21 protein-coding genes are annotated in these 20,638 nt (G+C 59.7%); 9 read left to right on the plus strand and 12 right to left on the minus strand.

Annotated features, from left to right (window positions below; translation table 11 throughout):
- The 9 genes from atpD to P5540_05165 form a co-directional block, all read right to left on the minus strand.
- Entirely contained in the window at positions 1-1,398 is a 1,398-nt protein-coding gene (gene atpD, locus P5540_05125; GenBank protein HRT64189.1) for a F0F1 ATP synthase subunit beta, read from the minus strand.
- A gap of 42 nt (positions 1,399-1,440) precedes the next feature.
- A complete protein-coding gene (gene atpG, locus P5540_05130; GenBank protein HRT64190.1) occupies positions 1,441-2,295 on the minus strand; it encodes an ATP synthase F1 subunit gamma in 855 nt (284 codons plus the stop codon).
- Entirely contained in the window at positions 2,295-3,824 is a 1,530-nt protein-coding gene (atpA, locus tag P5540_05135; GenBank protein HRT64191.1) for a F0F1 ATP synthase subunit alpha, read from the minus strand. Before atpA ends, atpG begins: the two co-directional genes overlap by 1 nt.
- A complete protein-coding gene (gene atpH / locus P5540_05140) occupies positions 3,814-4,374 on the minus strand; it encodes an ATP synthase F1 subunit delta (GenBank protein HRT64192.1) in 561 nt (186 codons plus the stop codon). The genes atpA and atpH overlap by 11 nt, the downstream gene beginning before the upstream one ends.
- Positions 4,371-5,129, minus strand: a complete 759-nt coding sequence (locus tag P5540_05145) for a hypothetical protein (GenBank protein HRT64193.1) — start codon at positions 5,127-5,129, stop codon at positions 4,371-4,373. Before P5540_05145 ends, atpH begins: the two co-directional genes overlap by 4 nt.
- A 43-nt stretch (positions 5,130-5,172) precedes the next feature.
- Positions 5,173-5,604, minus strand: a complete 432-nt coding sequence (locus tag P5540_05150; GenBank protein ID HRT64194.1) for a hypothetical protein — start codon at positions 5,602-5,604, stop codon at positions 5,173-5,175.
- Between the two features lie 33 nt (positions 5,605-5,637).
- Complete coding sequence (atpE, locus tag P5540_05155; GenBank protein ID HRT64195.1) at positions 5,638-5,838, minus strand: ATP synthase F0 subunit C; 201 nt, start codon at positions 5,836-5,838, stop codon at positions 5,638-5,640.
- A gap of 200 nt (positions 5,839-6,038) precedes the next feature.
- Positions 6,039-6,803 carry a F0F1 ATP synthase subunit A gene (locus P5540_05160; protein HRT64196.1) on the minus strand — a complete coding sequence of 255 codons (765 nt, stop codon included), beginning with the start codon at positions 6,801-6,803 and terminating at the stop codon, positions 6,039-6,041.
- On the minus strand, positions 6,803-7,231 hold the full coding sequence (locus P5540_05165; protein ID HRT64197.1) for a hypothetical protein: 429 nt from the start codon (positions 7,229-7,231) through the stop codon (positions 6,803-6,805). The genes P5540_05160 and P5540_05165 overlap by 1 nt, the downstream gene beginning before the upstream one ends.
- Positions 7,232-7,774: 543 nt before the next feature.
- Between P5540_05165 and P5540_05170 the strand changes: the two genes are divergently transcribed.
- The 3 genes from P5540_05170 (at position 7,775) to P5540_05180 (ending at position 11,025) form a co-directional block, all read left to right on the plus strand.
- Entirely contained in the window at positions 7,775-8,980 is a 1,206-nt protein-coding gene (locus P5540_05170) for a uroporphyrinogen decarboxylase family protein (protein ID HRT64198.1), read from the plus strand.
- 311 nt (positions 8,981-9,291) lie between these two features.
- Entirely contained in the window at positions 9,292-10,029 is a 738-nt protein-coding gene (locus P5540_05175) for a response regulator (protein HRT64199.1), read from the plus strand.
- A 105-nt stretch (positions 10,030-10,134) separates the two neighbouring features.
- The gene (locus P5540_05180; GenBank protein HRT64200.1) at positions 10,135-11,025 is read left to right on the plus strand and encodes a sugar phosphate isomerase/epimerase family protein; all 891 of its coding nucleotides are present in this window, start codon (positions 10,135-10,137) and stop codon (positions 11,023-11,025) included.
- On the opposite strand, the gene P5540_05185 is transcribed toward P5540_05180, so the two are convergent.
- Positions 10,983-12,428 (minus strand): sulfatase, encoded by a 1,446-nt coding sequence (locus P5540_05185; GenBank protein ID HRT64201.1) that lies wholly within the window; start codon positions 12,426-12,428, stop codon positions 10,983-10,985. The genes P5540_05180 and P5540_05185 overlap by 43 nt on opposite strands.
- A gap of 115 nt (positions 12,429-12,543) precedes the next feature.
- Here P5540_05185 and amrB point away from each other — a divergent pair, with 115 nt between their 5' ends.
- Positions 12,544-13,722 carry an AmmeMemoRadiSam system protein B gene (gene amrB, locus P5540_05190; protein HRT64202.1) on the plus strand — a complete coding sequence of 393 codons (1,179 nt, stop codon included), beginning with the start codon at positions 12,544-12,546 and terminating at the stop codon, positions 13,720-13,722.
- A 34-nt stretch (positions 13,723-13,756) separates the two neighbouring features.
- Positions 13,757-14,125 carry a holo-ACP synthase gene (acpS, locus tag P5540_05195; protein HRT64203.1) on the plus strand — a complete coding sequence of 123 codons (369 nt, stop codon included), beginning with the start codon at positions 13,757-13,759 and terminating at the stop codon, positions 14,123-14,125.
- Between the two features lie 228 nt (positions 14,126-14,353).
- Here the strand turns inward: acpS and P5540_05200 are convergent, their stop codons facing one another.
- Both P5540_05200 and P5540_05205 read right to left on the minus strand, forming a co-directional pair.
- Entirely contained in the window at positions 14,354-15,892 is a 1,539-nt protein-coding gene (locus tag P5540_05200; GenBank protein ID HRT64204.1) for a CoA-binding protein, read from the minus strand.
- Positions 15,889-16,584, minus strand: coding sequence for an acetate--CoA ligase family protein (locus tag P5540_05205; protein ID HRT64205.1), 696 nt, complete (start codon positions 16,582-16,584; stop codon positions 15,889-15,891). Before P5540_05205 ends, P5540_05200 begins: the two co-directional genes overlap by 4 nt.
- 137 nt (positions 16,585-16,721) lie before the next feature.
- On the opposite strand from P5540_05205, the gene P5540_05210 reads away from it, so the two are divergent.
- From P5540_05210 to P5540_05225, 4 genes are read left to right on the plus strand one after another with little or no spacing between them, the layout of a single operon-like run.
- Positions 16,722-17,894, plus strand: a complete 1,173-nt coding sequence (locus P5540_05210; GenBank protein ID HRT64206.1) for an exo-alpha-sialidase — start codon at positions 16,722-16,724, stop codon at positions 17,892-17,894.
- Positions 17,873-18,916, plus strand: coding sequence for a glycosyltransferase (locus tag P5540_05215; GenBank protein HRT64207.1), 1,044 nt, complete (start codon positions 17,873-17,875; stop codon positions 18,914-18,916). The genes P5540_05210 and P5540_05215 overlap by 22 nt, the downstream gene beginning before the upstream one ends.
- Positions 18,917-18,966: 50 nt before the next feature.
- Positions 18,967-19,569, plus strand: a complete 603-nt coding sequence (locus P5540_05220) for an RNA polymerase sigma factor (GenBank protein ID HRT64208.1) — start codon at positions 18,967-18,969, stop codon at positions 19,567-19,569.
- Positions 19,570-19,602: 33 nt separating this feature from the next.
- Complete coding sequence (locus P5540_05225) at positions 19,603-20,622, plus strand: zf-HC2 domain-containing protein (protein ID HRT64209.1); 1,020 nt, start codon at positions 19,603-19,605, stop codon at positions 20,620-20,622.
- Positions 20,623-20,638 lie beyond the last annotated feature (16 nt).

The following is a 20,638-nucleotide window of genomic DNA, read 5'->3' on the forward strand; positions in this document are numbered from 1 at the left end:
TCAGCTCACTCCCATGGCCTTGGCCTTCTCGACGGCGTCTTCGATGGCGCCGCAGTACAGGAATGCCTGTTCAGGCAGGTGATCGTAGTCGCCGGCCAGCAGTTGGGTGAAACTGCGGATCGTGTCCTCGATGGCAACGTATTTTCCGGCCATGCCCGTGAATTCCTCGGCCACGAAGTTGGGCTGCGAGAGGAATCGCTGGATACGGCGGGCGCGCCCGACGATCTGCTTGTCTTCTTCGGACAGTTCGTCCATGCCGAGGATCGCAATAATGTCCTGCAAATCCTTGTAGCGCTGAAGAATGCGCTGCACGCCGCGCGCAACCCGGTAGTGTTCGTCGCCCACCACGCGCGGATCCAGGATGCGGCTCGTCGAGTCGAGCGGGTCCACGGCGGGATAGATGCCGAGTTCGACGATTTGTCGCGACAACACTGTGGTGGCGTCGAGATGCGCAAAGGCCGTGGCGGGCGCCGGGTCGGTCAAGTCGTCCGCGGGAACGTAAATGGCCTGCACCGACGTAATCGAACCCTTTTTGGTCGTCGTGATGCGCTCCTGCAATTCGCCCATTTCGGTGGCGAGGGTCGGCTGGTATCCCACGGCGCTCGGCATGCGGCCCAGCAGCGCCGACACTTCCGAGCCGGCCTGTGTAAAACGGAAAATGTTGTCAATGAACAGGAGCACGTCCTGTCCTTCCTGATCGCGGAAATATTCGGCGACGGTCAGGCCCGTCAATCCGACGCGCGCGCGCGCGCCGGGCGGTTCGGTCATTTGGCCGTACACGAGCGCGGCCTTGTCAATGACGCCCGAATGTTTCATTTCGAGCCAGAGGTCGTTGCCTTCGCGGGTGCGTTCGCCGACACCCGCAAACACGGAATACCCCCCGTGTTTCTTGGCGACGTTGTGGATGAGTTCCATGATCAGCACAGTCTTGCCGACGCCCGCGCCGCCGAAAAGGCCCGTTTTGCCGCCGCGGCAATAAGGCGCCAGCAGGTCAATGACCTTGATGCCGGTCTCAAAAATTTCAGTGCGGGTGTCGAGATCCGCGAAATCGGGCGCGGGACGGTGAATCGGCCAGCGTTCGCGGGTTTCGAGCGGCCCCATTTCATCCACCGGCTGGCCCACCACGTTGATGATGCGCCCCAAGACTTCCTTGCCGACGGGCGCCGTAATGTATTGGCCCGTATTGACGACTTCCATGCCGCGGACCAGTCCGTCCGTGCTGTCCATGGCGACGGTCCGTACGCTGTTTTCGCCGGTATGCTGGGCGACTTCGAGCACCAGGGTCTTTCCGCCCGGTCGGGCAATTTCGAGCGCGGTATAGACCGGCGGAAGTTCTCCGGGTTCAAACTTCACGTCCACCACCGGTCCGATGACCTGCGAAACATGTCCTGTCTTCATGCGTTCCTCCACGTTGGCGCAAAAACGTTCCGCGCCTATCAACTAGAGTGCTTCGGCGCCGCTTACGACTTCCACCACTTCCTTGGTAATCGCATCCTGGCGCGCGCGGTTGTATTTGAGGGTCAAACGGTCTATGACATCGCCCGCATTCTTCGTGGCGGAATCCATCGCCGCCATGCGCGCGCCCTGCTCGCTGGCCGCGGATTCAAGGAAGATGCGGTGCATCTGCACATGGATGTTTTTCACCAACAGCGAGAACAGGATCGCGCTCTCGCCGGGTTCGTAAATATAGGGAATGTCGGCGCCCGGGGATTCCTCGGGCAATTCGTACGGCAGCAGCCTTTCGACAATCACTTTTTGCGAAATGGCCGACTTGAACTCGTTGTACAGGCAGTACACTTCGCCATACCGGCCGTCCACGAAATCGTTCGCGGCCTCTTCGATAATCCGGCCGGAAGCCGTAACCGAGTATTTCTCGAAAACGCCGACATGGGTGGCCCGGATGGTGCAGGGGCGGCGTCGCAACGCCTCGACGCCCTTGCGCCCGATAATAATCAATTCAACCGGCTTGCCCGCGAAATCCTCGCGCAAGACCCGCATCGTCGTATTTACGAGGTTTGAATTGAAACCGCCGCAGAGTCCCCTGTCGGACGTTACCACGATCAACGCCACGGTCTCACTGCGGCCCGGACTCAGTAACGGATGGCTTTCGCGATCGGCGCGTGCCGCAAGGCGTTTGGTCAGATCGCGCATATTGTAGGCATAGGGCCGCGCGCTGACAATGGCGTCCTGTGCGCGGCGCAACTTGGCCGCGGCGACCATTTTCATGGCCTTGGTGATCTTCTGCGTGCTTTTGACGCTGGCAATCCGCCGCCGTATGTCCTGCAGGCTGGGCATTACTCGTGTCCGCCCTCTTTCCAGACGTTTTCGGTAAAGTACTTCACGGCTTGTTCGATTTTTGGCATCAGCGAATCGCTGAGATCGCCGGTTCGCGCAAGTTCATCCTGGAGATCCTTCGCCTGCGTGTCGAAATACGCGTACAATTCCTGCTCGTACCGCGCGATGGCCTGTACCGAAATATTGTCCAGATACCCTTTCGTCGCAGCGAAGATAATCAATACCTGCTTTTCGACCGGCAATGGCTTGTACTGCGGTTGTTTCAGGATTTCGACGAGCCGCGCGCCGCGGTTCAATTGCGCCTGCGTGGCCTTGTCGAGGTCGCTGCCGAACTGGGCAAACGATTCGAGTTCGCGGTATTGCGCCAGATTCAAACGCAACATGCCCGCGACTTTCTTCATAGCCTTGACCTGCGCGGCGCCGCCCACGCGGGACACGCTGATGCCGGGGTTGACTGCCGGGCGCACGCCCGAATAGAACAGGTTGGATTCGAGATAGATCTGGCCGTCGGTGATGGAGATGACGTTCGTCGGGATGTAGGCCGACACGTCCCCGGCCTGTGTCTCGATGATAGGAAGCGCGGTCAACGATCCCCCGCCTCGCGCATCGCTCATGCAGGACGCGCGTTCCAACAGGCGCGAATGCAGGTAGAACACGTCGCCGGGATACGCCTCGCGGCCGGGCGGACGGCGCAGCAACAACGAAAGTTGGCGATAAGCCGCCGCGTGTTTTGACAAATCGTCATAGACGATCAACGCATGCTTGCCGTTGTCGCTAAAAAATTCACCCATCGCGCAGCCCGAATAGGGCGCCAGATATTGGAGCGGGGCGGCTTCCGACGCCGCGGCGCTGACCACGATGGTATAGTCCATCGCGCCGTGCTCGCGCAGTTCCTGGATGACGCGCGCCACGGTTGAGCGTTTCTGGCCGATGGCCACATAAATACAGATACAGTCCTGACCCTTCTGGTTGATGATGGCGTCAAGAGCGATGGCCGTTTTTCCGGTTTGGCGGTCGCCGATGATCAATTCGCGCTGTCCGCGCCCGATGGCCGTCATCGAGTCTACCGCTTTCAATCCGGTCTGAAGCGGACGCTTGACCGGTTGGCGGTCCACGATACCCGGCGCGATGCGTTCGACCGGATTGTACTGCGCGGATTCAATGGGCCCACGTCCATCCACCGGAACGCCCAAGGCATTCACGACACGCCCAATCAGCGCCTCGCCAACCGGAACCGATGCGATACGTCCCGTGCGCTTGACCGTGTCGCCCTCGCACACACGCTCGTATTCGCCGAACAACACCGCGCCGACATTGTCCTCTTCGAGATTGAGGACCATGCCGGTCACGCCGTGATCGAATTCGAGCAGTTCGCCCGCCATGGCCTTCTCAAGGCCGTAGATGCGGGCGATGCCATCTCCCGCGAGAATGACCGTCCCGACTTCGGCGACGTCCACGTTCCACTTGAACCCACTAATCTGCTGGCGGATGATTTGGGTAATCTCGTCCGCGCGCGCCTTAATTTCCATGCGTCATCTCCTCCGTAAGGAGTTTCTGTTTGAGCCGTTCCAATCGCGTTCGTACGCTGAAATCGAAGAATACGCCCCGCATATACACCGCGAGACCGCCGATGATGCCGGGATCCACTTTGCACTTCAGATACACGGTCTTGCCGGAAAACCGCTGCAGGCTGTGCACGAGTTTGGTTTCCAATTCCGGGGTCAGCGGCACCGCCGTCACGACCGACGCCTCGACGCGGTTCAGCCACTCGTTGATATGGCTTTCAAATCGTGACGCAACCTGCGGCAACGCCGCCATGCGGTTGCGCTCAAGCATTGTATGCAAAAGCCGCGACACTTCCGGGGGCGCCGCAAGGGCCTCCAGCACCGCATCGAGCAGCCGGCGCCGGGCCGCCATCTCAATCACGGGATTTTCCATCGCCATCCGGAAATCGGAATTGCCGGCATGAAGCGCCGCCAGCCTGTTGAGCACATGCGAGGCCTCTTCAAGCAGCGCCGAATCGGTAATCGCCCCGCGCAGGGCCCGCGCGTATCGGTCCGCCAGCAACGTTCCTCTCATGACAGTCGTTCCATTAGTTTGGTAAACGTATCCACGTTCTGGTTGAGACGTTCCAGGGTCGCTTCCGTGCGGTAACGGTTCTCGACGGCCGCAATGGCCTGTTCCACAAGTTCCGTCTTGATCGTGCGTTCCGCCCGGTACTGTTCGGCCAGTCGGCGATCGGCGAGTTCCTTTTCGAACTGGGCCTTCGACTGCTCGAACTCTTGATTGATCTTGGCCAGATCCTTTTCGAGCGCCTGATCGGCTTCCTTGATGATCGCCGCCTCGACCTCTTCCCAATGTTCAATCTTGCCCCGGGCTTGCTCCTTGAGACGCGCGGCTTCCTCGCGAGCCTTCGCGGCCTCGTCGAGTTCGGACCGGATTTCCGCAATCTTGCCGTCAAGATAATCGCCAAGCGGCTTGCGCAACGCAAACGCCATCAGGGCGATGAAAACCGCCGAGTTCAGGAAGCGAAAATAAATCGTGTAACGGAACGCGCGCGTCTCCTCGGCGTGGAAACGCGGATTGGCCTCGTAATGTTCGACGAATTCGATCTGTTCCCGTTGATGCTCGTTGACGGGCGGGTGCAGCGCGGGCCTTTCCTCGTACGCCTTGAACCAGTCCGACTTCTTGATCTTAAGGAATTCCTTGTGTTCCTTGCCGAATTCCTTCAGATACGCGCGGGAAAGCCCCGGCGAACGAAACAACGCCACGCCGACGACGGCGCCCGCCACGTAGAGGGCAAGCATGATATACAAGAACTTCTTCGTGCTCATGCCGAATCTCCGTTCAGGGCGGCGAAAAGGGCCTGTGCATTCCTCACAGCAGACTGCCCTCCGCGTCAATTTGGCGATCCATCGCCTCGACTATCCCCGGAAGCAGTTCCGGAAACTTCCCGCGTTCCATCTCAATACGCGCATCCATCGCGGCGCGTTCCGCCGCCACCTCGGCATCCGCCCGGCGCTTCTGCTCCTCGAGAAAGTCACGGTTGCGCTGGTACACCTCATGTCGGGCTTGGTGCAGCCGATGCGCGGCGGCCTGGTGGGCTTCCGCAAGACGGCGGGTGTACACCGAATCCAGTTCCTGCACTTCACGGGTTTCGGCGTCCGCCACCGCCCGGTCGTTTTCAATCTTGGCCTTGCGGTCGTCCATGACCTTCAGAAGCGGGCGAAAAACCATCGTGTTGGCTCCCCACAGGAAAATGAGGAACAACACAAACTGGAGGATCAGCGTGAAATTGAGCGAAATCATCGCGCTTCCGTCAGGGATGCTTGCAATTGAAGATTACAGGACAAGCCAGATCAACAGCGCGATAACGAGCGCGTAGATCGAGTTCGATTCCGTGATGGCCTGGCCGACGATCATGGTGCGGGTGATAAGGCCCGCCGCGCCGGGATTGCGGGCGATGCCCTCGACGGCCTTGGCCGTCGCATATCCTTCCATCAGACCCGGGCCCAGAATGCCGACGCCGATGGCGAAGGCCATGGCAAGCGCCTTGCCGATGATGATCAAATCCGCGCCGCTGATCCCTTGTGCGCCTTCCGCAGCCTGTCCGACCACGGTTTGCATCAACGTCATTACCGTTCCGATATCCATAACCGTTTCTCTTCTCCTTTCGATTTCTGTAATCAACCACACGGAGACCGGCAGGCGGCCGCCATGCTACGGACCCGACTACCCCGCCGCTATTCGTGCTCCATGTTTGTCGCGATATAAATCAAGGCAAGCATGGAAAACACGAACGCCTGTACGGCGGATTCAAACACGAGGAAAAACGCATACAATCCAAGGGGCACCACCATGCCGTAGGTCAACGCCGAAACCACGGTAATGATAATGGCCGCACCGGTGATATTGCCGAATAGACGGCACGAGATCGAAAGTACGCGCGAAAACGTTTCGATGATGTGCAGTGGAAAGAAAAAGCCGATGCCGATCAGTTTGCCCGGCAACGCCGCCAGCGTGAATTTGCCCTCGTGATGCCAGAATGGGCCGCACATCTCCGCCAGTTTACCCTTGATTCCGTGCGCCTTGAACCCACAATACATCGAATAGGATACGACCATCAGGCCCAGTGCCAGCGTGCAATTCAGATCGCTCGTCGGTTCCTCGATGTGCGGAAGCGGCAGCAGGGGGATGCCGTTGCAGAGTAGAATGAAGACAAACAACGATGCAATCAGGGGAAAGAAGTGGCGGTTCTCTTCTTTCTTGTGCAACTGCAGCGTTTCGGTCACCATCGCGTCGAACGCCGACACATAGGTTTCCACCAACAATTGCCCACGTCCCGGCACCCATGCAAACTTGCGGGCGCCAAGCCACAGCACCGCCCAAAGAATGAGCATGACAAGGACGCTGTTGGCCACCGTCAGGATATTGATTCCATCCAACGGTATGGGAATATCCGTAAAAGGCACATAGTGCCAAGTCAGCCGCTGACCGATCTCTTCCATCAACCGGACGCCTTCTTCAAATCCACACCCGTTATACCAACCACCATTACCACCACTCGCACAATCAGCAAGCCCACAATCGCACCGAAGAGACCGCTGTACTGCACCGTATCCAGGCTATGACCTTTCCACAAAGCCGCCGCGTAGGCGAGGAATCGCACTACCCACCAGATACGGAGCCGGAACTTTACCTTATCTCCACCACCCGTTTCAAGTCGAAACGTGCGCACCGAAATCTCGAAGCCAAGCAACGCCGCCGTTCCGCCCAGCATGACCCCGTGCGCCGCCGGTTTTCCAAACAGCAACGCCGCTAACGCAAGCGCTGCCATCAAACCCAGGGACAGCAACACCACGATACGGCGAAAGCGCGGCACCACGCGGCAATCCGGCACGCAATCCACCGGCTCATTTTTCAACAGTTCCGTCATTCGTATTTTTCCCGCACAATCGGGGAAAACCCCGTATGAATCGCGGAATTATGCCGGGACGGGAAGATTAAGTTCAAGCCAATTTCCGCCGCGCGAACGGGGAGGATCGGCGTACTCGCCGATCGGACGAACAGGAACACGCGCCTCTCGAACATCAAGCGCCTGGTGATCATGTCCCTTCATCGAAACGCGGCCTGCATGGCATGAATCGCATCCGCCTCATCTTGCTTGCCGTTCGAGGATCCGCCGGCGTTCGGGAAATCCTCTGAAGGAAAACGATAAATAAGAGACATAAGGCATGCGATGTAATGGTTTCTTTGTCCGCAACTTCTGTGTGTGAAACACTGAAGTTGCGGACAAAGAAATCATGCCCTTGATTGATGTATTGCGGCTGAGCCGCCTTAGGCTTCAACGCGGAGTTGCCGTTCTTGAGGTCTTTTACGTCCCTTATGCCCTTGATCGTCTTGCCTTGAAAGCGTACCGTGAAGATTTTGATGGATCCTTGAAATATCGTGTAGGCTCAATGGCAAGGAGGGATGCAAGATGACATCACGCGAACGAGTGCTGGCGGCCATCAACCATCGCGAACCGGATCGCTTGCCGATAGACGTGGGCGGCACAGAAGTGACGGGGCTGCATGGCATCGCATACAACCGCCTGAAATCGCATCTGGGCATACATAGCGGCCCCACGCGCCTCTTTCACGTCTATATGCAGTTGGCGCGGGTTGATGACGAAGTACGGCGGTATTTCGCGGGCGACGTGATCCGGCTGAGCTTCGAGGCGACACAATGGAAACCGAGCGTGTTGTCGGACGGTTCGCCGTGCGAAGTACCCGCAGGCTGGAATCCGGTGCGTCTCGAGGACGGTTCGGACGTTCTGATGGGCATGGATGGCAAGCCGATGCTCCAGCGTCATGCAGATTCGCCGTGGTTTTCTCCCGCTGGTCCCATTTGCCCGTTCATCCAGACGGCTGAAGACGTCGGGAAATACACGCCGGTGTTGCGGATGATGGATCGTTCCGCATGGCTGGACGAGGATCTCGCCGCGTTGGCCGCACGCGCAAAACAGATTCGCGAGACGACGGACTGCGCCATCGCGGGCGTCTTCGGCGGCCATATCTTCGCCGCGGCGCAACTCATCCGGGGCATGGAAAATTTCATGTGTGATCTCGTGGCCGGCGAATCGCTGGCCACGGCCCTGCTCGAGACACTCGCGGAACTCCACATGGAAGAATTCGAGCATTATATCGCGGCGCTCGGTCCCTATCTCGATGTCGTGACGGTTGCGGACGATCTCGGTATGCAGGGCGGACCGCAAATCGCCCCGGCGTTGTGGCGGCGTGTCGTCAAGCCGCACATGGCCCGGTTGTACGGTTTCATGAAAAGCCGGATGAAAGACGCCAAACTGTTCATGCACTCCTGTGGTTCCGTCTACGACTTTATTCCGGATTTGATCGAAATGGGCGTGGATATCCTCAACCCCGTTCAGGTCAGCGCCGCCAACATGGACACCCGGAAACTCAAGGCCGAATTTGGCCGGGACATCGTTTTTTGGGGCGGAGGATGCGATACCCAGACCGTTTTGCCGCGCGGCTCGGTGGAAGCAGTGCGCGACGAGGTGAAGCGGCGGATTGAAGACCTGGCCCCCGGCGGCGGTTTTGTCTTTGCCCAAGTTCACAACATCCAGCCGGACGTTCCCCCTGAAAATATGGTCGCCATGTGGGAAACGGCAAAAGAGCGGGGATAAAAACGTTTTTTCCCCTAAGGCGGCTCAGCCGCAACGCCTCAATCAAAGAAATCTAAAAAAAGCCCCGAGTTTTTAAAAAGATATTTCACTTGCAACTTGACCCAAAACATGGCACAATTAGGGTGTCGGAAAATTACGCGTGTAAGAAGCGTCGAAGTTTTCAGGCCAACTTACATAACAAGGGCGGCAGGGCTACCAAGAGGAGGCAACATGAGCCGGAGACGGAGATCGCGCGAAAGGATACGCGATGCCTTTCATGCGGAAATTGAATCCGGCATGCCGGTCATGGGCTTCCGAACAGGGGTTGTAAAATGGTGGATTTAAAGGAAAGCACCGTACTTGTCGTGGACGACGAACCCGATTTGTGCGACATGGTCGCATTCGAGTTCAAGCTGCAGGGAAGCCGCGTCTTCGCCGCCAACAACGGGCGCAGCGCGCTCGGCATCGTCGAGTCGCATCACGTCAATGCCGTCATTACGGATATCCGAATGGCCGGTTACAACGGCATCGAACTCCTCGACAACATCCGATCGCGCAACATATCCGATCCCGCCGTGTTTTTCATCACGGCCTACGAATCCGATTTGGCGCCTTCGGAAGCCTACCACCGGGGCGCCGAGGGCATCTTTCCCAAGCCTTTCAGCCTCAAGTCGCTGGTGGACAATGTCCAAAAGGCGCTTGCGCCGCCGAAAGAACGCTGGGCGCATCGTCCCGCTTCGATGCCGGTGCGGATTATCGATCGGCAATTCCCGTCCATCGAAAAGGCCCGCGAAGAAAGCCTGCTGCAACTGGGACGGGGCGGTTTCGCGTTGACCACGATCGGCGAGAAACCGCATGTCGGCGAATTGACAGGGTTCAAATTCGTCTTCGATGATCCGGAATTGCCGCTGCTCGAAGGCACGGGCACGATCCGGTGGGTCCGGCCCGGTTTTCGCGGCGACACGTGCGTCAGCGGCATCGAATTCGATTATCTCAGCGATGCCTGCCGCGCAAATGTCCTCGACTGGATTGAAGCGCATCATTTTGTGGCATACATCCCGCGGATGTAGTACGGCAAAGCCACCCCGGTCTTTTCTCCGTCATGAAATCGGGCGGCCATCCGTGCCACAATAATCCCATGGCGATTCCGGTCAAAGAGGAAGGAGTCTTTTCAAATGTATTGTTCCGTGCGCGATTGTATGGTGGCGATAGACGAATTTCCGAGTCCGGCCGAAGGGATGCGGCATCTGGGCGTGGACGCGGTCGAGATCGCGTTGTCCAGCGATCTCGACGTGCTGGCCATGGATTCAAAAGCGACGTTGAAACTCGCATCCGACGCGGACGCGCACGCCTACCGCGCCCATCTCGAATCGCTGGGCATTCGTCCGGTGGCATTCCTGACGGCGTGCGATTTCAGCGCGGGAACGCCGGAATCCAATGCGGCTTGGGTCGCGCGGGCCATCGAACTCGCCGATATCCTGGGCATGCCCGCCGTGCGCATTGATTCCGCCATGCGCCGCGAGCGCGAACTGGACTTTGAATCGCGCGTTGCGCTTTTCGCGGAAGGTCTCGGTGAAGCCCTCGAACGCACCAAGGGTTCGAAAGTCGCCCTTGGCATTGAAAACCACGGGTATCAGGGCAACAATCTCGCTTTTCAACTCAATGTCTACAAGGCCGTCGGGTCCGACCGGCTCGGTTCGACCATGGACACGGGCAATTTTTATTGGCGCGGCTACCCGCTTTCGGAAGTCTACGGCATTCTGCGCATCTTGGCGCCCTTTGCCAAGCATACGCATCTCAAAAACATCAACTATCCCGAAGACAAACGCGAAATCATGCGGGAAGCGGGATGGGAATACGGCGTGTATGTCGCGCCCATTGCCGAAGGCGACATTGATCACCGCAAAGTCCTTCGCATACTTGCCGACGCCGGTTACCAAGGAGACATCTGCTTGGAAGACGAATCTTTGGGCCGATTTCCCCCCGGTGAAGCCCGGGTCAAGGTGCTGGAAGAAGACGTCGCCTACATCAAAGCCGCGATAGCGGCGGCCCGCGCCGGATCGTAATTCGGATTGAGTTCCATTTCCTGCGCGCCGATTGATCGTCGCCACGCGCGCAACCGGGCGTGTAGATCGCGTGTTTTTTCGGGCATGATCGAAGCCAGATTGTGGCGTTCGCCGGGATCGGACTCGAGATCGTACAGTTCCAAGGCATCGTCGGGCATGGGCTCCCCGATGCTTTTCTCGAACCATTCGATGAGTTTGTACTTGCCTTTGCGGATGGCGCCGGAAGGCCCCAAGCCGATCGAGTGATAATGCGGGTAATGCCAGAACAGCGTGTCGCGTTCGAGGCGCGCCCCACCGCATAAAACGGGAACCAGGCTTACGCCGTCAAGTCGGCCGTCCTCCACGGGTACGCCCGCCAACTCGGCAAAGGTCGGCAAGAAGTCAATGCTGCACGCCAACGCATCCGATTCGCTTCCGGCCTCGATGGCGTTGGGCCAGCGTACGATCAACGGCATGCGTATGCCGCCCTCGTACAAGTCGGCCTTGTGCCCATGGAACGGCTGGTGTCTTTCGCGCCCGTAAAAATCGCCATTGTCGGAGAAGAACACCACGACGGTGTTGTCCGCGAGTCCGAGTTCGTCCAGCGCCGTCAAAATGCGGCCTATCTGCTTGTCGAGCGTTTCGACCATGGCGCCGAGCACGGGATTGTTGCCCTTGTCGTTTCCGGCTTCGGATTTCTGGGCATACTTGACGATGGCGGGCGCATACTCCATTTCCGGACGATGGATGAGGTTGTGCGCGATGTAGCAGAAAAACGGGCGATCTTTGTTCGACCGGATGAAGGCGACGGCGCGATCCGTAATGGCGCGGGCGTGATGCGCGTCGTAATCCGGATCGGCGCCGGCCGCCGCGGTTTCTTTGGAAGCCGGTTTCGCCGTAACCAACACGTCGTCAAAACCCTGTGTTTCGGGCATGCCGGCCCCGCCCGGCGTGTAACGCGCGTCGTTCTCCCGTGCCAAATGCCACTTGCCGAAATGACCCGTCGCGTATCCCGCGCTTTTCAACTTCTCCGCGAGCGTTACCTCTTCCGTCGGCAGTTCCTTGGTCCAGTCCGGCGTCTTGAGTTTCGCGTATGGATAGGGGTCGCCGGGGATGTAGTCGGTAATGTGCAGGCGTGCCGGATACTTGCCGGTCATGATGCTCGCGCGCGTGGGCGAACATACCGGGCACGCCGCATAGGCATTGCTGAATTTCACGCCCTGCGCCGCAAGCGAGTCGAGGTTCGGCGTTTCGTAAAAGGGGTTGCCGTAACAACGCACCTGGTGCCGTCCGAGATCGTCCGCCAGAATGAACACGATATTGGGCAGTTTCCGCGGTTTGCCCCATGCCGCGCCCGCAACGGCAAGACCGGCGGCGCCCGCACCCAATGCACCGATAAACGTCCTGCGATTCATGCGCGCCATCGCGAGTCCCTCCCTTGTCGAACCAATCGTGTCACCAGTATAAAGTCTTCACGCGCAGGTTTTCATCAAAAGGGGGATCTTGCGTGGAAGACGGTTTGCACGGTATAGTTCCGGCATGGCGCTCCCGGCACTGCGGCAACTCGATGCAAGTTCGATAGAACACGAAGGACAACATCTAATCTGCCTCCACGACATGGAAGGAATTGTCGAGGATAGTTTGGTGTTGTCGCCGGTCGCCTACTTTGTCGCCGCGAATCTGGATGGTCATTCCGACGTGGCCGATATCCAGTATGCCTTCGCCAAACACACCGGTTCGATGCTCATGTCCGAGGACATTTTGAAAATCGTCGAATATCTCGATGAACACGGCTTTCTGGCCACGCCGCGATTTCAGGCCATCCACGACAAGGCGCTCGGCGCGTTCAGGGCGGCTTCCGCGCGCGAACCGTATCTGGCGGGAAAATCGTATCCTGAAAATCCGGATGAACTGCGTGCCTTTCTCGACGATTGTCTTGCTTTGGCGAAAGGGCCGGAAGACGCGGCGCCGCCCGTTCGCTGCCTGATTGCGCCCCACATTGATTTCGGGCGCGGCGCGCGCGTTTACGGTCACGCCTACAAACGCCTCCAATTGCAAGCCGCCCCGGACTTGGCCTTCGTTTTCGGGGTCGCCCATGCGGGCGCATCCTCGCCTTACATTTTGACTCGAAAAGACTTTGAAACGCCGCTCGGTTTGATAGCCAATGCGCCGGAAATTGTCGAACGGATTGCGGAGGGCTGCCCGTGGGATCCCTTCGAGGCCGAACTGTTGCACAAGACCGAGCACTCCATCGAGTTCCAGGTGGTCATGCTCGCGCACTTGTTTGGACCGGATGTGCGCATTGTGCCGGTTTTATGCGGCGCGCCCGACGCCCGCCCTGAAGCGGCCGCCTTTCTCGACCGATGCCGCGCGGTGGTGGCCGAAAGCGACAAGCGCGCGGTTGTCGTTGCGGGCGCCGATCTCGCCCATGTCGGCCGGCGATTTGGGGATCCCTTCGACATAAACGAGGACATCATCGAATTCGTCCGGCAGCGGGACACGGAAGATCTGGCCCGCGTGGTTGCGCTCGACGCGGACGGATTCATGGAATCGGTGTGGCGCGACGGCAATGCGCGGCGCGTCTGCGGACTGGGCTGTATTCACGCGGCCATGAAAACGACGGGAGACCTCGCCGTCCGCGCCGAGATGCTCGCCTACGACTACGCGCACGATCCCGCAGGCGGGATCGTTTCGTTCGCGGCCGTAGCCATTACCTGATTGACGCGCCGCCTTGAACGAGGAGAGCCGCCCGATGATTTTCGGAATAGGCGTGGACATTGTTGATGTCGCGGATTTCGCGTCGCGGCTCGCATGCGGCCAACTGGTCCGGGTTTTCAGCGAACAAGAACAGGCCTATGCCGACAGCCGGCCTGCGCGGCGCGCCGAAATCCTGGCGGCCCGCTGGGCCGCCCGCGAAGCGTTCGCCAAGGCGGTAGGAACCGGATTGCGCGCGGAGTGGCCTCTCGATCAAATCGAGGTTGTTCACGACGGTGAAGGACGGCCGGGGATCAGACTCGGACCGGCGCTAAAGGACCTGTTGCCACCCGGAGTCCGAATCGCATGCGCCCTCTCGCACACCCCTTCATACGCCGTCGCCTTTGTCTGCATCGAACAGGACTGAACCGACTGCAGAGACAACGAGCACCAGCATAGCCGATGGTTTGAGGAAGACCCTTAAAAAGGGCCAGCAGGTTCGAGCACGAGCAAGAGCAAGAGCACGAGCAAGAGCAAGAGCAAGAGCAAGAACAGAGTGGCGGCCGGATGTATTTTCTGAATAGCACGAGAAATGCCGATGGAACGGTGAAACCGGATGGATTCTCACCACCAGAATAGGTGGCTTCGCGTTGATTTATTGGGTGCGCGCCGGCCGGCGGGGAATGCGTTGTTGGAATTCATAACGCTCCACCAGATGGGCCAGTGTGCGCGCGGCGTTGGACGGGCTGGCATACGCATAGACGCCAAGGCGTTCCATCTCGCGGATCGCCTCGTTGGGCGACGGCCCGTAGGCAAGCATGACCGTGTCGGACGCGGCAATGATGGGTTTTTCGTAAAGGTCAATAAGGCCGGAAATGCGTTGCACGTCGTGAAGTTCCATGTTGGTGGCCACTTCGATCAGTTTGGCCAGGCCGAGATCCTCGACGACCTTCGAATCCCGCAAGCGTGCGCTGCGGCTGCACATGTAGCCCACGCCGAGCACCAAAACGGCGTCCACCCCCTCGTTTTTCAGCACGGCCTCGACTGACCGGGACATGAGCGATCGGTCGTTGCCGGCCACGAGATCAATCGGATTGTTTCGGCTCCACCAACCGGGAAGGATCGCGTCAAGTTCGCGAATGATCTCGCCGGGCAACGGTATGACTTCAAGACCGGCCGCCGCGCAGGCGTCCGCACCGATTACGCCCCAGCCGCCGCCTTCCGACACGATGACCACCCGGCGGCCTTTGGGCAGGGGTTGATGAACAAAGGCCGAGGCGAGTTCCATGCCTTGGTAAATATCGTCCACGACGTTCGCGCCGGCTTGGCGGCAGGCGGATTCGAAGAGCGTCACGGCGCTTGCGAGCGAACCGGTATGCGAGGCGGCGGCGCGTTGTCCCGCGTCGGTGCGCCCGCCCTTTACAATGACCACCGGTTTACAGGCCGCGGTTTCGCGGAGCGCCTCAAAAAAACGGCGGCCGTCGCGGGTGCCCTCGACATAGGCGAGGATGGCCTTGGTATGCGCATCATGGGCGAAAAACCGGAGATAATCCTCGCAACGGGTCGCGGCCTCGTTGCCGCTGCTGACAAACCGCGCTATGCCGACCTGATGTAATTGGGCCCAAGTCAACGTGGTCATTCCGACGTTGCCGCTCTGCGACACAACCGACATCCCCCCGCCGCCCGGATAACGATAGAGCATGCCGCTGTACAGGCTGTTCGGATTCGGACTCGCCACGCCCGCGCAATTCGGCCCGACCAGCAGAATGCCGGTTTCCGCGGCGAGCCTGGCCAGTTCCTCCTGCGCGGATTGCGCGGCGGGATCGTCCAGTTCGCCGAAACCGGCTGTAATCACGATAACGGCCCGCACACCGCGCATCGCGCACTCCCTGACGGCATCCACCACATATTTCGGCGGCAATACGATGAGCGCGAGATCCACGGCTTCCGGCAAAGCCGATATATTCGGATAGCACGGGATATCGAGTATTTCGGAATGTTTCGGATTGACGGCGTACAGCGCGCCCTTGTAACCGCCCATGATGGTGTTGAACAGGATGCGAAATCCCCATTTCAAGGGCGACGACGATGCGCCGACGATGGCGACGCTCGCCGGTTCGAACAAGGCGTGAAAGCGTTGCCGGAGTTCGGTGGGCGGCAACGACCGCAGTGAATCGTTCGGGCAGGCATTCATGAGCGGGTTCCTTTCGCCAGCGTGATTAGCGCATCAACGGCCACCGGCCGGGCGCCCAGAAAAATTAGCGGGTTGACATCCACCTGCGCAATTTCCGGGCGATCGGCCATGATGCGCCCCACCGCGATAAGCACCTGCGCCAACGCCGCGCGGTCTACTGCCGGTTCGCCCCGAAACGCGCCGAAAAGCCTTTGTGCGCGGAGTTCATTCAGCATTTCGAGCGCGTCGCGTTCTTCGAGCGGCGCAAGCCGGAACGACACGTCCGCCAGCGCCTCGACGAGGATGCCGCCCAATCCAAGCATGACGCTGGGACCAAAAAGCGCGTCGCGCGTGCCGCCCACAATAACCTCGCGCTTTCCCGTAATCATTCGTTGCACCAAATAGCCCTCCACAGGCGCGGTTACGCTTGCTTGCATGCGCCTGACCGCATCGCGCACCGCCGCGCCGCCGGCAAGATTCAGCGCGACTCCGCCCACATCGCTCTTATGCATCAATCCCGCGCCGCAGGCTTTCACCGCCACCGGATAACCCAGTTTCTTGCCCGCGCGCACGGCCTCTTCCTCGCCGGCCGCCAGAATTTCCTCGACCACCGGCACGCCGTACGCCGCCAGCACACGCTTCGAATCGTATTCGGACAACGCCGTGACTCCGCGTTCGATGCCGCGCGCAATGAGTTCGTCAACCGATACCATGCAAAAGTCCTCCACGCCGGTAGCCTACACGGTTCCCCGTGTCGTATTCCATTGTAGCATGCACAATGGACTGCAAATTGAACCGGCATTGCGTATGGGGTATTGTCCATTCCAACCGCAAACGGAAAGGGAAAACAATGACGGCATTGGCGATGATGGGATGCTTACTGATGGCGGCAGACGCCGGAAAACCGCTTTTCGACAGCGCGTTGATTTTCGATCCCGCTCAGGAAAGCCATGGCCATGTGCACGCATCGTGTGTCGTGTTGTGTCCCAACGGCGATTTGCTGGCGGCATGGTACGAGAACGGTCCCCGCCTGCCTGAACCGCATTTTTCGGGTGAACAGGACAAAAGCGATGACGTGCGCATTGCCGGCAGTCGTAAAACCGCCGGATCCAGCCATTGGGAAAAGCCGTTCATCATGGCGGATACCTTCGGCGTCTCGGACAACAACCCGTGCATGGTCGTTGATCGCGACGGGCGTTTGTGGCTGTTTCACGCAACCCTGCTCGGCGTGCCGAAAGTCGCATGGGGTAGCGCCCTGATTCAATTTCATGTCTCGTCCGACTACATGAAGGCCGGCCCACCCCAATGGGAGCGTTCAAGCATTCTAGCGCCGCATCCCTTGCCCGTTTCCTCGGACACGGCCCCCGCCGACGGCAAAACCCGGACAGAAAAACGTCCGGGCCTATTGCAGAACTGGTTTGCGGACCCGTACAAGAGCCGGCTGGGCTGGATGCCCCGCGCGCATCCGATCATCCTGCACGACGGCGCCATCCTCCTCCCGCTGGCCAACGAAAATGCGATGGCGGCGGCCATGGCCTTTTCGCGGGACGGCGGCCTTTCATGGAATCTGTCGCAACTCGTCCCCACACTGGGTCTTGAACAGCCCACCGTGGTCGAATATCCCGACGGTGCAATGACGGCCTTCTTCCGAAACGAACATCTCAAGCGCCGTATTCTGCGAAGCGATTCAACGGACGGCGGCCAGACATGGTCCGCCGCCGTGCTGACCGAACTGCCGCATCCCGGCTCGGGCATCGAGGCCATCGTGCTGAAAAACGGAAATCTGGCCATGATCTATAATGACAGCACGAAGAACCGGGACAGCCTTGCCATTTCCTTGTCCGAGGATCGCGGCGCGTCGTGGCGCTGGACCCGCCGTCTTGAAAACGAACCCGGACAGCGGTTCGATTATCCCTCCATCGTCCAATCCGCCGACGAAACGCTGCACGTCACCTATTCCCTCAACACCCAAACAATCAAGTACGTGCATCTGGACGAAGCATGGATCCGCCGGGGAAACTGACAAACGCGCCGCCGCCTGAAAAGGACACGTTGGCGGTCTCGGTGGTCATGCCGTGTTACAATGCGCGCGAAACGGTGTCGCAGGCATTGGATTCGCTTCGGGCGCAGACATTGCCGGATTGGGAACTGATCCTGGTGGATGACGGTTCGGACGACGGAACGCTTGCGGTGTTGCGGGAAGCGGCGTCGCGGGACGATCGCCTCCGCGTGATCGCACGGAACCACGAAGGCATCGTGTCGGCGCTTCAATACGGATGCCAGAACGCGCGCGGATCGTTCATCGCGCGAATGGACGCGGACGACTCGGCGCATCCGGATCGGTTTAGGCGGCAAGTCGAATTCATGCGGGCGCATCCGGACGTTGACCTTTGTGGAACAGGCGTAAAGATGACGGGCGGCCGCATCGGTTACGGACGCAGGCGTTATGAAAAATGGATCAACGCGCTGGTTTCGCACGAGGAAATCGTCCGGGACCTTTTCGTCGAATGTCCACTGGCCCACCCAACATTTTTCATGCGCCGGGATGCTTTCGAAGCGGTTGGCGGATACCAGGATCGCGGCTGGGCCGAGGACTACGATTTGATCATGCGCATGGCCTTGGCGGGCAAGCGGTTCGGAAAGGTGGCCGAACCGTTGCTGGATTGGACCGAGTCACCGAAAAGGCTTTCCATGCGCGATCCCCGGTATAGTCCGGAAAACTTTCGCGCCTTGAAACGGTATTACCTTGGACAGAGCCATCTGCGCGGGCGCAGCGCGTTTCATCAATGGGGCGCCGGCGAAGTCGGCAAGGCATGGCTACGGGAATGGGATGTCATGAAACCGTTGGCGGTTGCGGACATCAACCCACGCAAGGTTGGACGGCGGATTCACGGCATTCCGGTTATCTGGCCGGATGTACTGCCCGGACCGGGCGAGACATTCATCGTGGTCGCAGTCGGCGCCCCCACGGCCCGCGAAGAGATTCGCGCATGGCTGATCCCGCGCGGATACCGGGAACTTCGGGATTTCGTGTTCCTGGCGTGAGATTTAGCGAACAGGGTGTAAACCTTTTGGAAGAAAATCGCGTTTCCCAGATGAGACAGGACGTTCCGATAGACTGGAATTCACTGGACGACCAGACGTTGGCGGAGGCGCTCAAACGCGGCGACGAACGCGCGCTCGAAGCGTTGGTCCGCCGGCATCAGGGCCGGGTCTACGCGGTGGCGTACCGTCTCACCGGCAATCGCGAGGACGCGCTGGATGTCACGCAGGAGTCGTTGCTCAAGGCCTATCGCAAGATACACGCGTGGCAGCCGACGGGCGGCTTTCTCCCGTGGTTGTTGCGGTTGACCGCGAATCAGGCGATTGACGTCGTCCGCAAGCGAAAGCGGCGGCGTCAGGAACGGTTGGAAGAAGCCTATTTGCCGGATTCGGAGCACGCGCCGATCGAACCCGCCGGGCATGATACCGGCGTGGCGGTCCATGCGCGTGAAATTGACGAGCGCGTGCGCGCGGCGCTGACGGTTTTGTCGGAGTCGCAGCGAACGGTGTTTGTGTTGCGGCACTATGAGGGTCTGCAACTTTCGGATATCGCGGCGGAACTGGGATGCACCGTCGGCAGTGTCAAGGTGCATTTGTTCCGGGCGCTGAAGAAACTGCAACGGGAATTGGGCGATTTGCACGATGTGGCGCATTGATACGATTGCCGGACCGAAAGAAAGGGGAATGGCATGTTGACCTGCTGGCGGTTGCGCGGCGCGATGGCCGCATCGGTGTATGGTGAAGCGTCGCCGGACGAACAACGGCGGCTTGATGCGCATTTGAACACATGCCCGCGCTGCCGAGAGCGATGGGCGGCCTTCGCCGCACTGGCGGGCGCACGACCGGTTTCGCCCCCCGAACTGGATCGGGATCTTTCACCGGCAATCCTTGCGACAATCCGGGCGGATCGCCCATCACGGCGAATCCCGATGTTTGGACCGGCATGGGCCAGTGTCGCGGTGGCGGCCGTTGCCTTGGCCGTGGTGGCGATCCCTTACCTTTACCTCCAGCGCGGAGCCGCCGTGGTGGCCATCCCCCCCACCCCAGTCGCACAGAGTCCCGTCGAAAAGGCCATACTCCAGGCCGATTCATTGGCCGATAAACGCGACTTCGCCTCGGCATACCGCATCCTGAAACAGGCCATCGAGGCGCATCCCGACGATCCGGCCGCCGCCGAGGCCCAATCCCGCGGGGCCGACATCGCGTTTTCCGAGTTGCATTGGTACGCCGAAGCCCACGACGATTACGACCGCTTGGCCAAACAGTATCCGAGTCGGTTCCGAGAGGATCCCGGCGCCAGTGCGCGCCGCGATCTGCTGGCCGAAGCCCAAACCAACGATTTCGCGTCTTTGTACGCGCTCGATGCCGCGCGGCGCCATGGTGGGGAGGCTTTTGCGCGTTTGGAGCAGGTCATCGGCCGATACCCCGGCACCTTTGTTGCCTCCCTCGCCGCACACGACATGGCCCGTCTCACGCTCGACACTTCCACAAACGCCGACCGGATTCAAGCCTTCATGGCGGCGCGCGATCGTTGCACGGATCCTGCCGCGCGCGCGCAATTGAGCATGGAACTGGGCCATGTCTATTTGAAAGAACTCAAACAACCCGCCAAGGCCTCCGAACAGTATCGCGAAGCGGCGGCCGCCCCGAATGCCGTGCTGGCCAAACTCGCCGAGGAATGCCTCTCCCGCATAAGTTCGGGAAACTAACCCGAAAATCCGGCGG

This window comes from Candidatus Hydrogenedentota bacterium, from assembly GCA_035450225.1.
In the GTDB taxonomy this organism is placed as follows: domain Bacteria; phylum Hydrogenedentota; class Hydrogenedentia; order Hydrogenedentales; family SLHB01; genus DSVR01.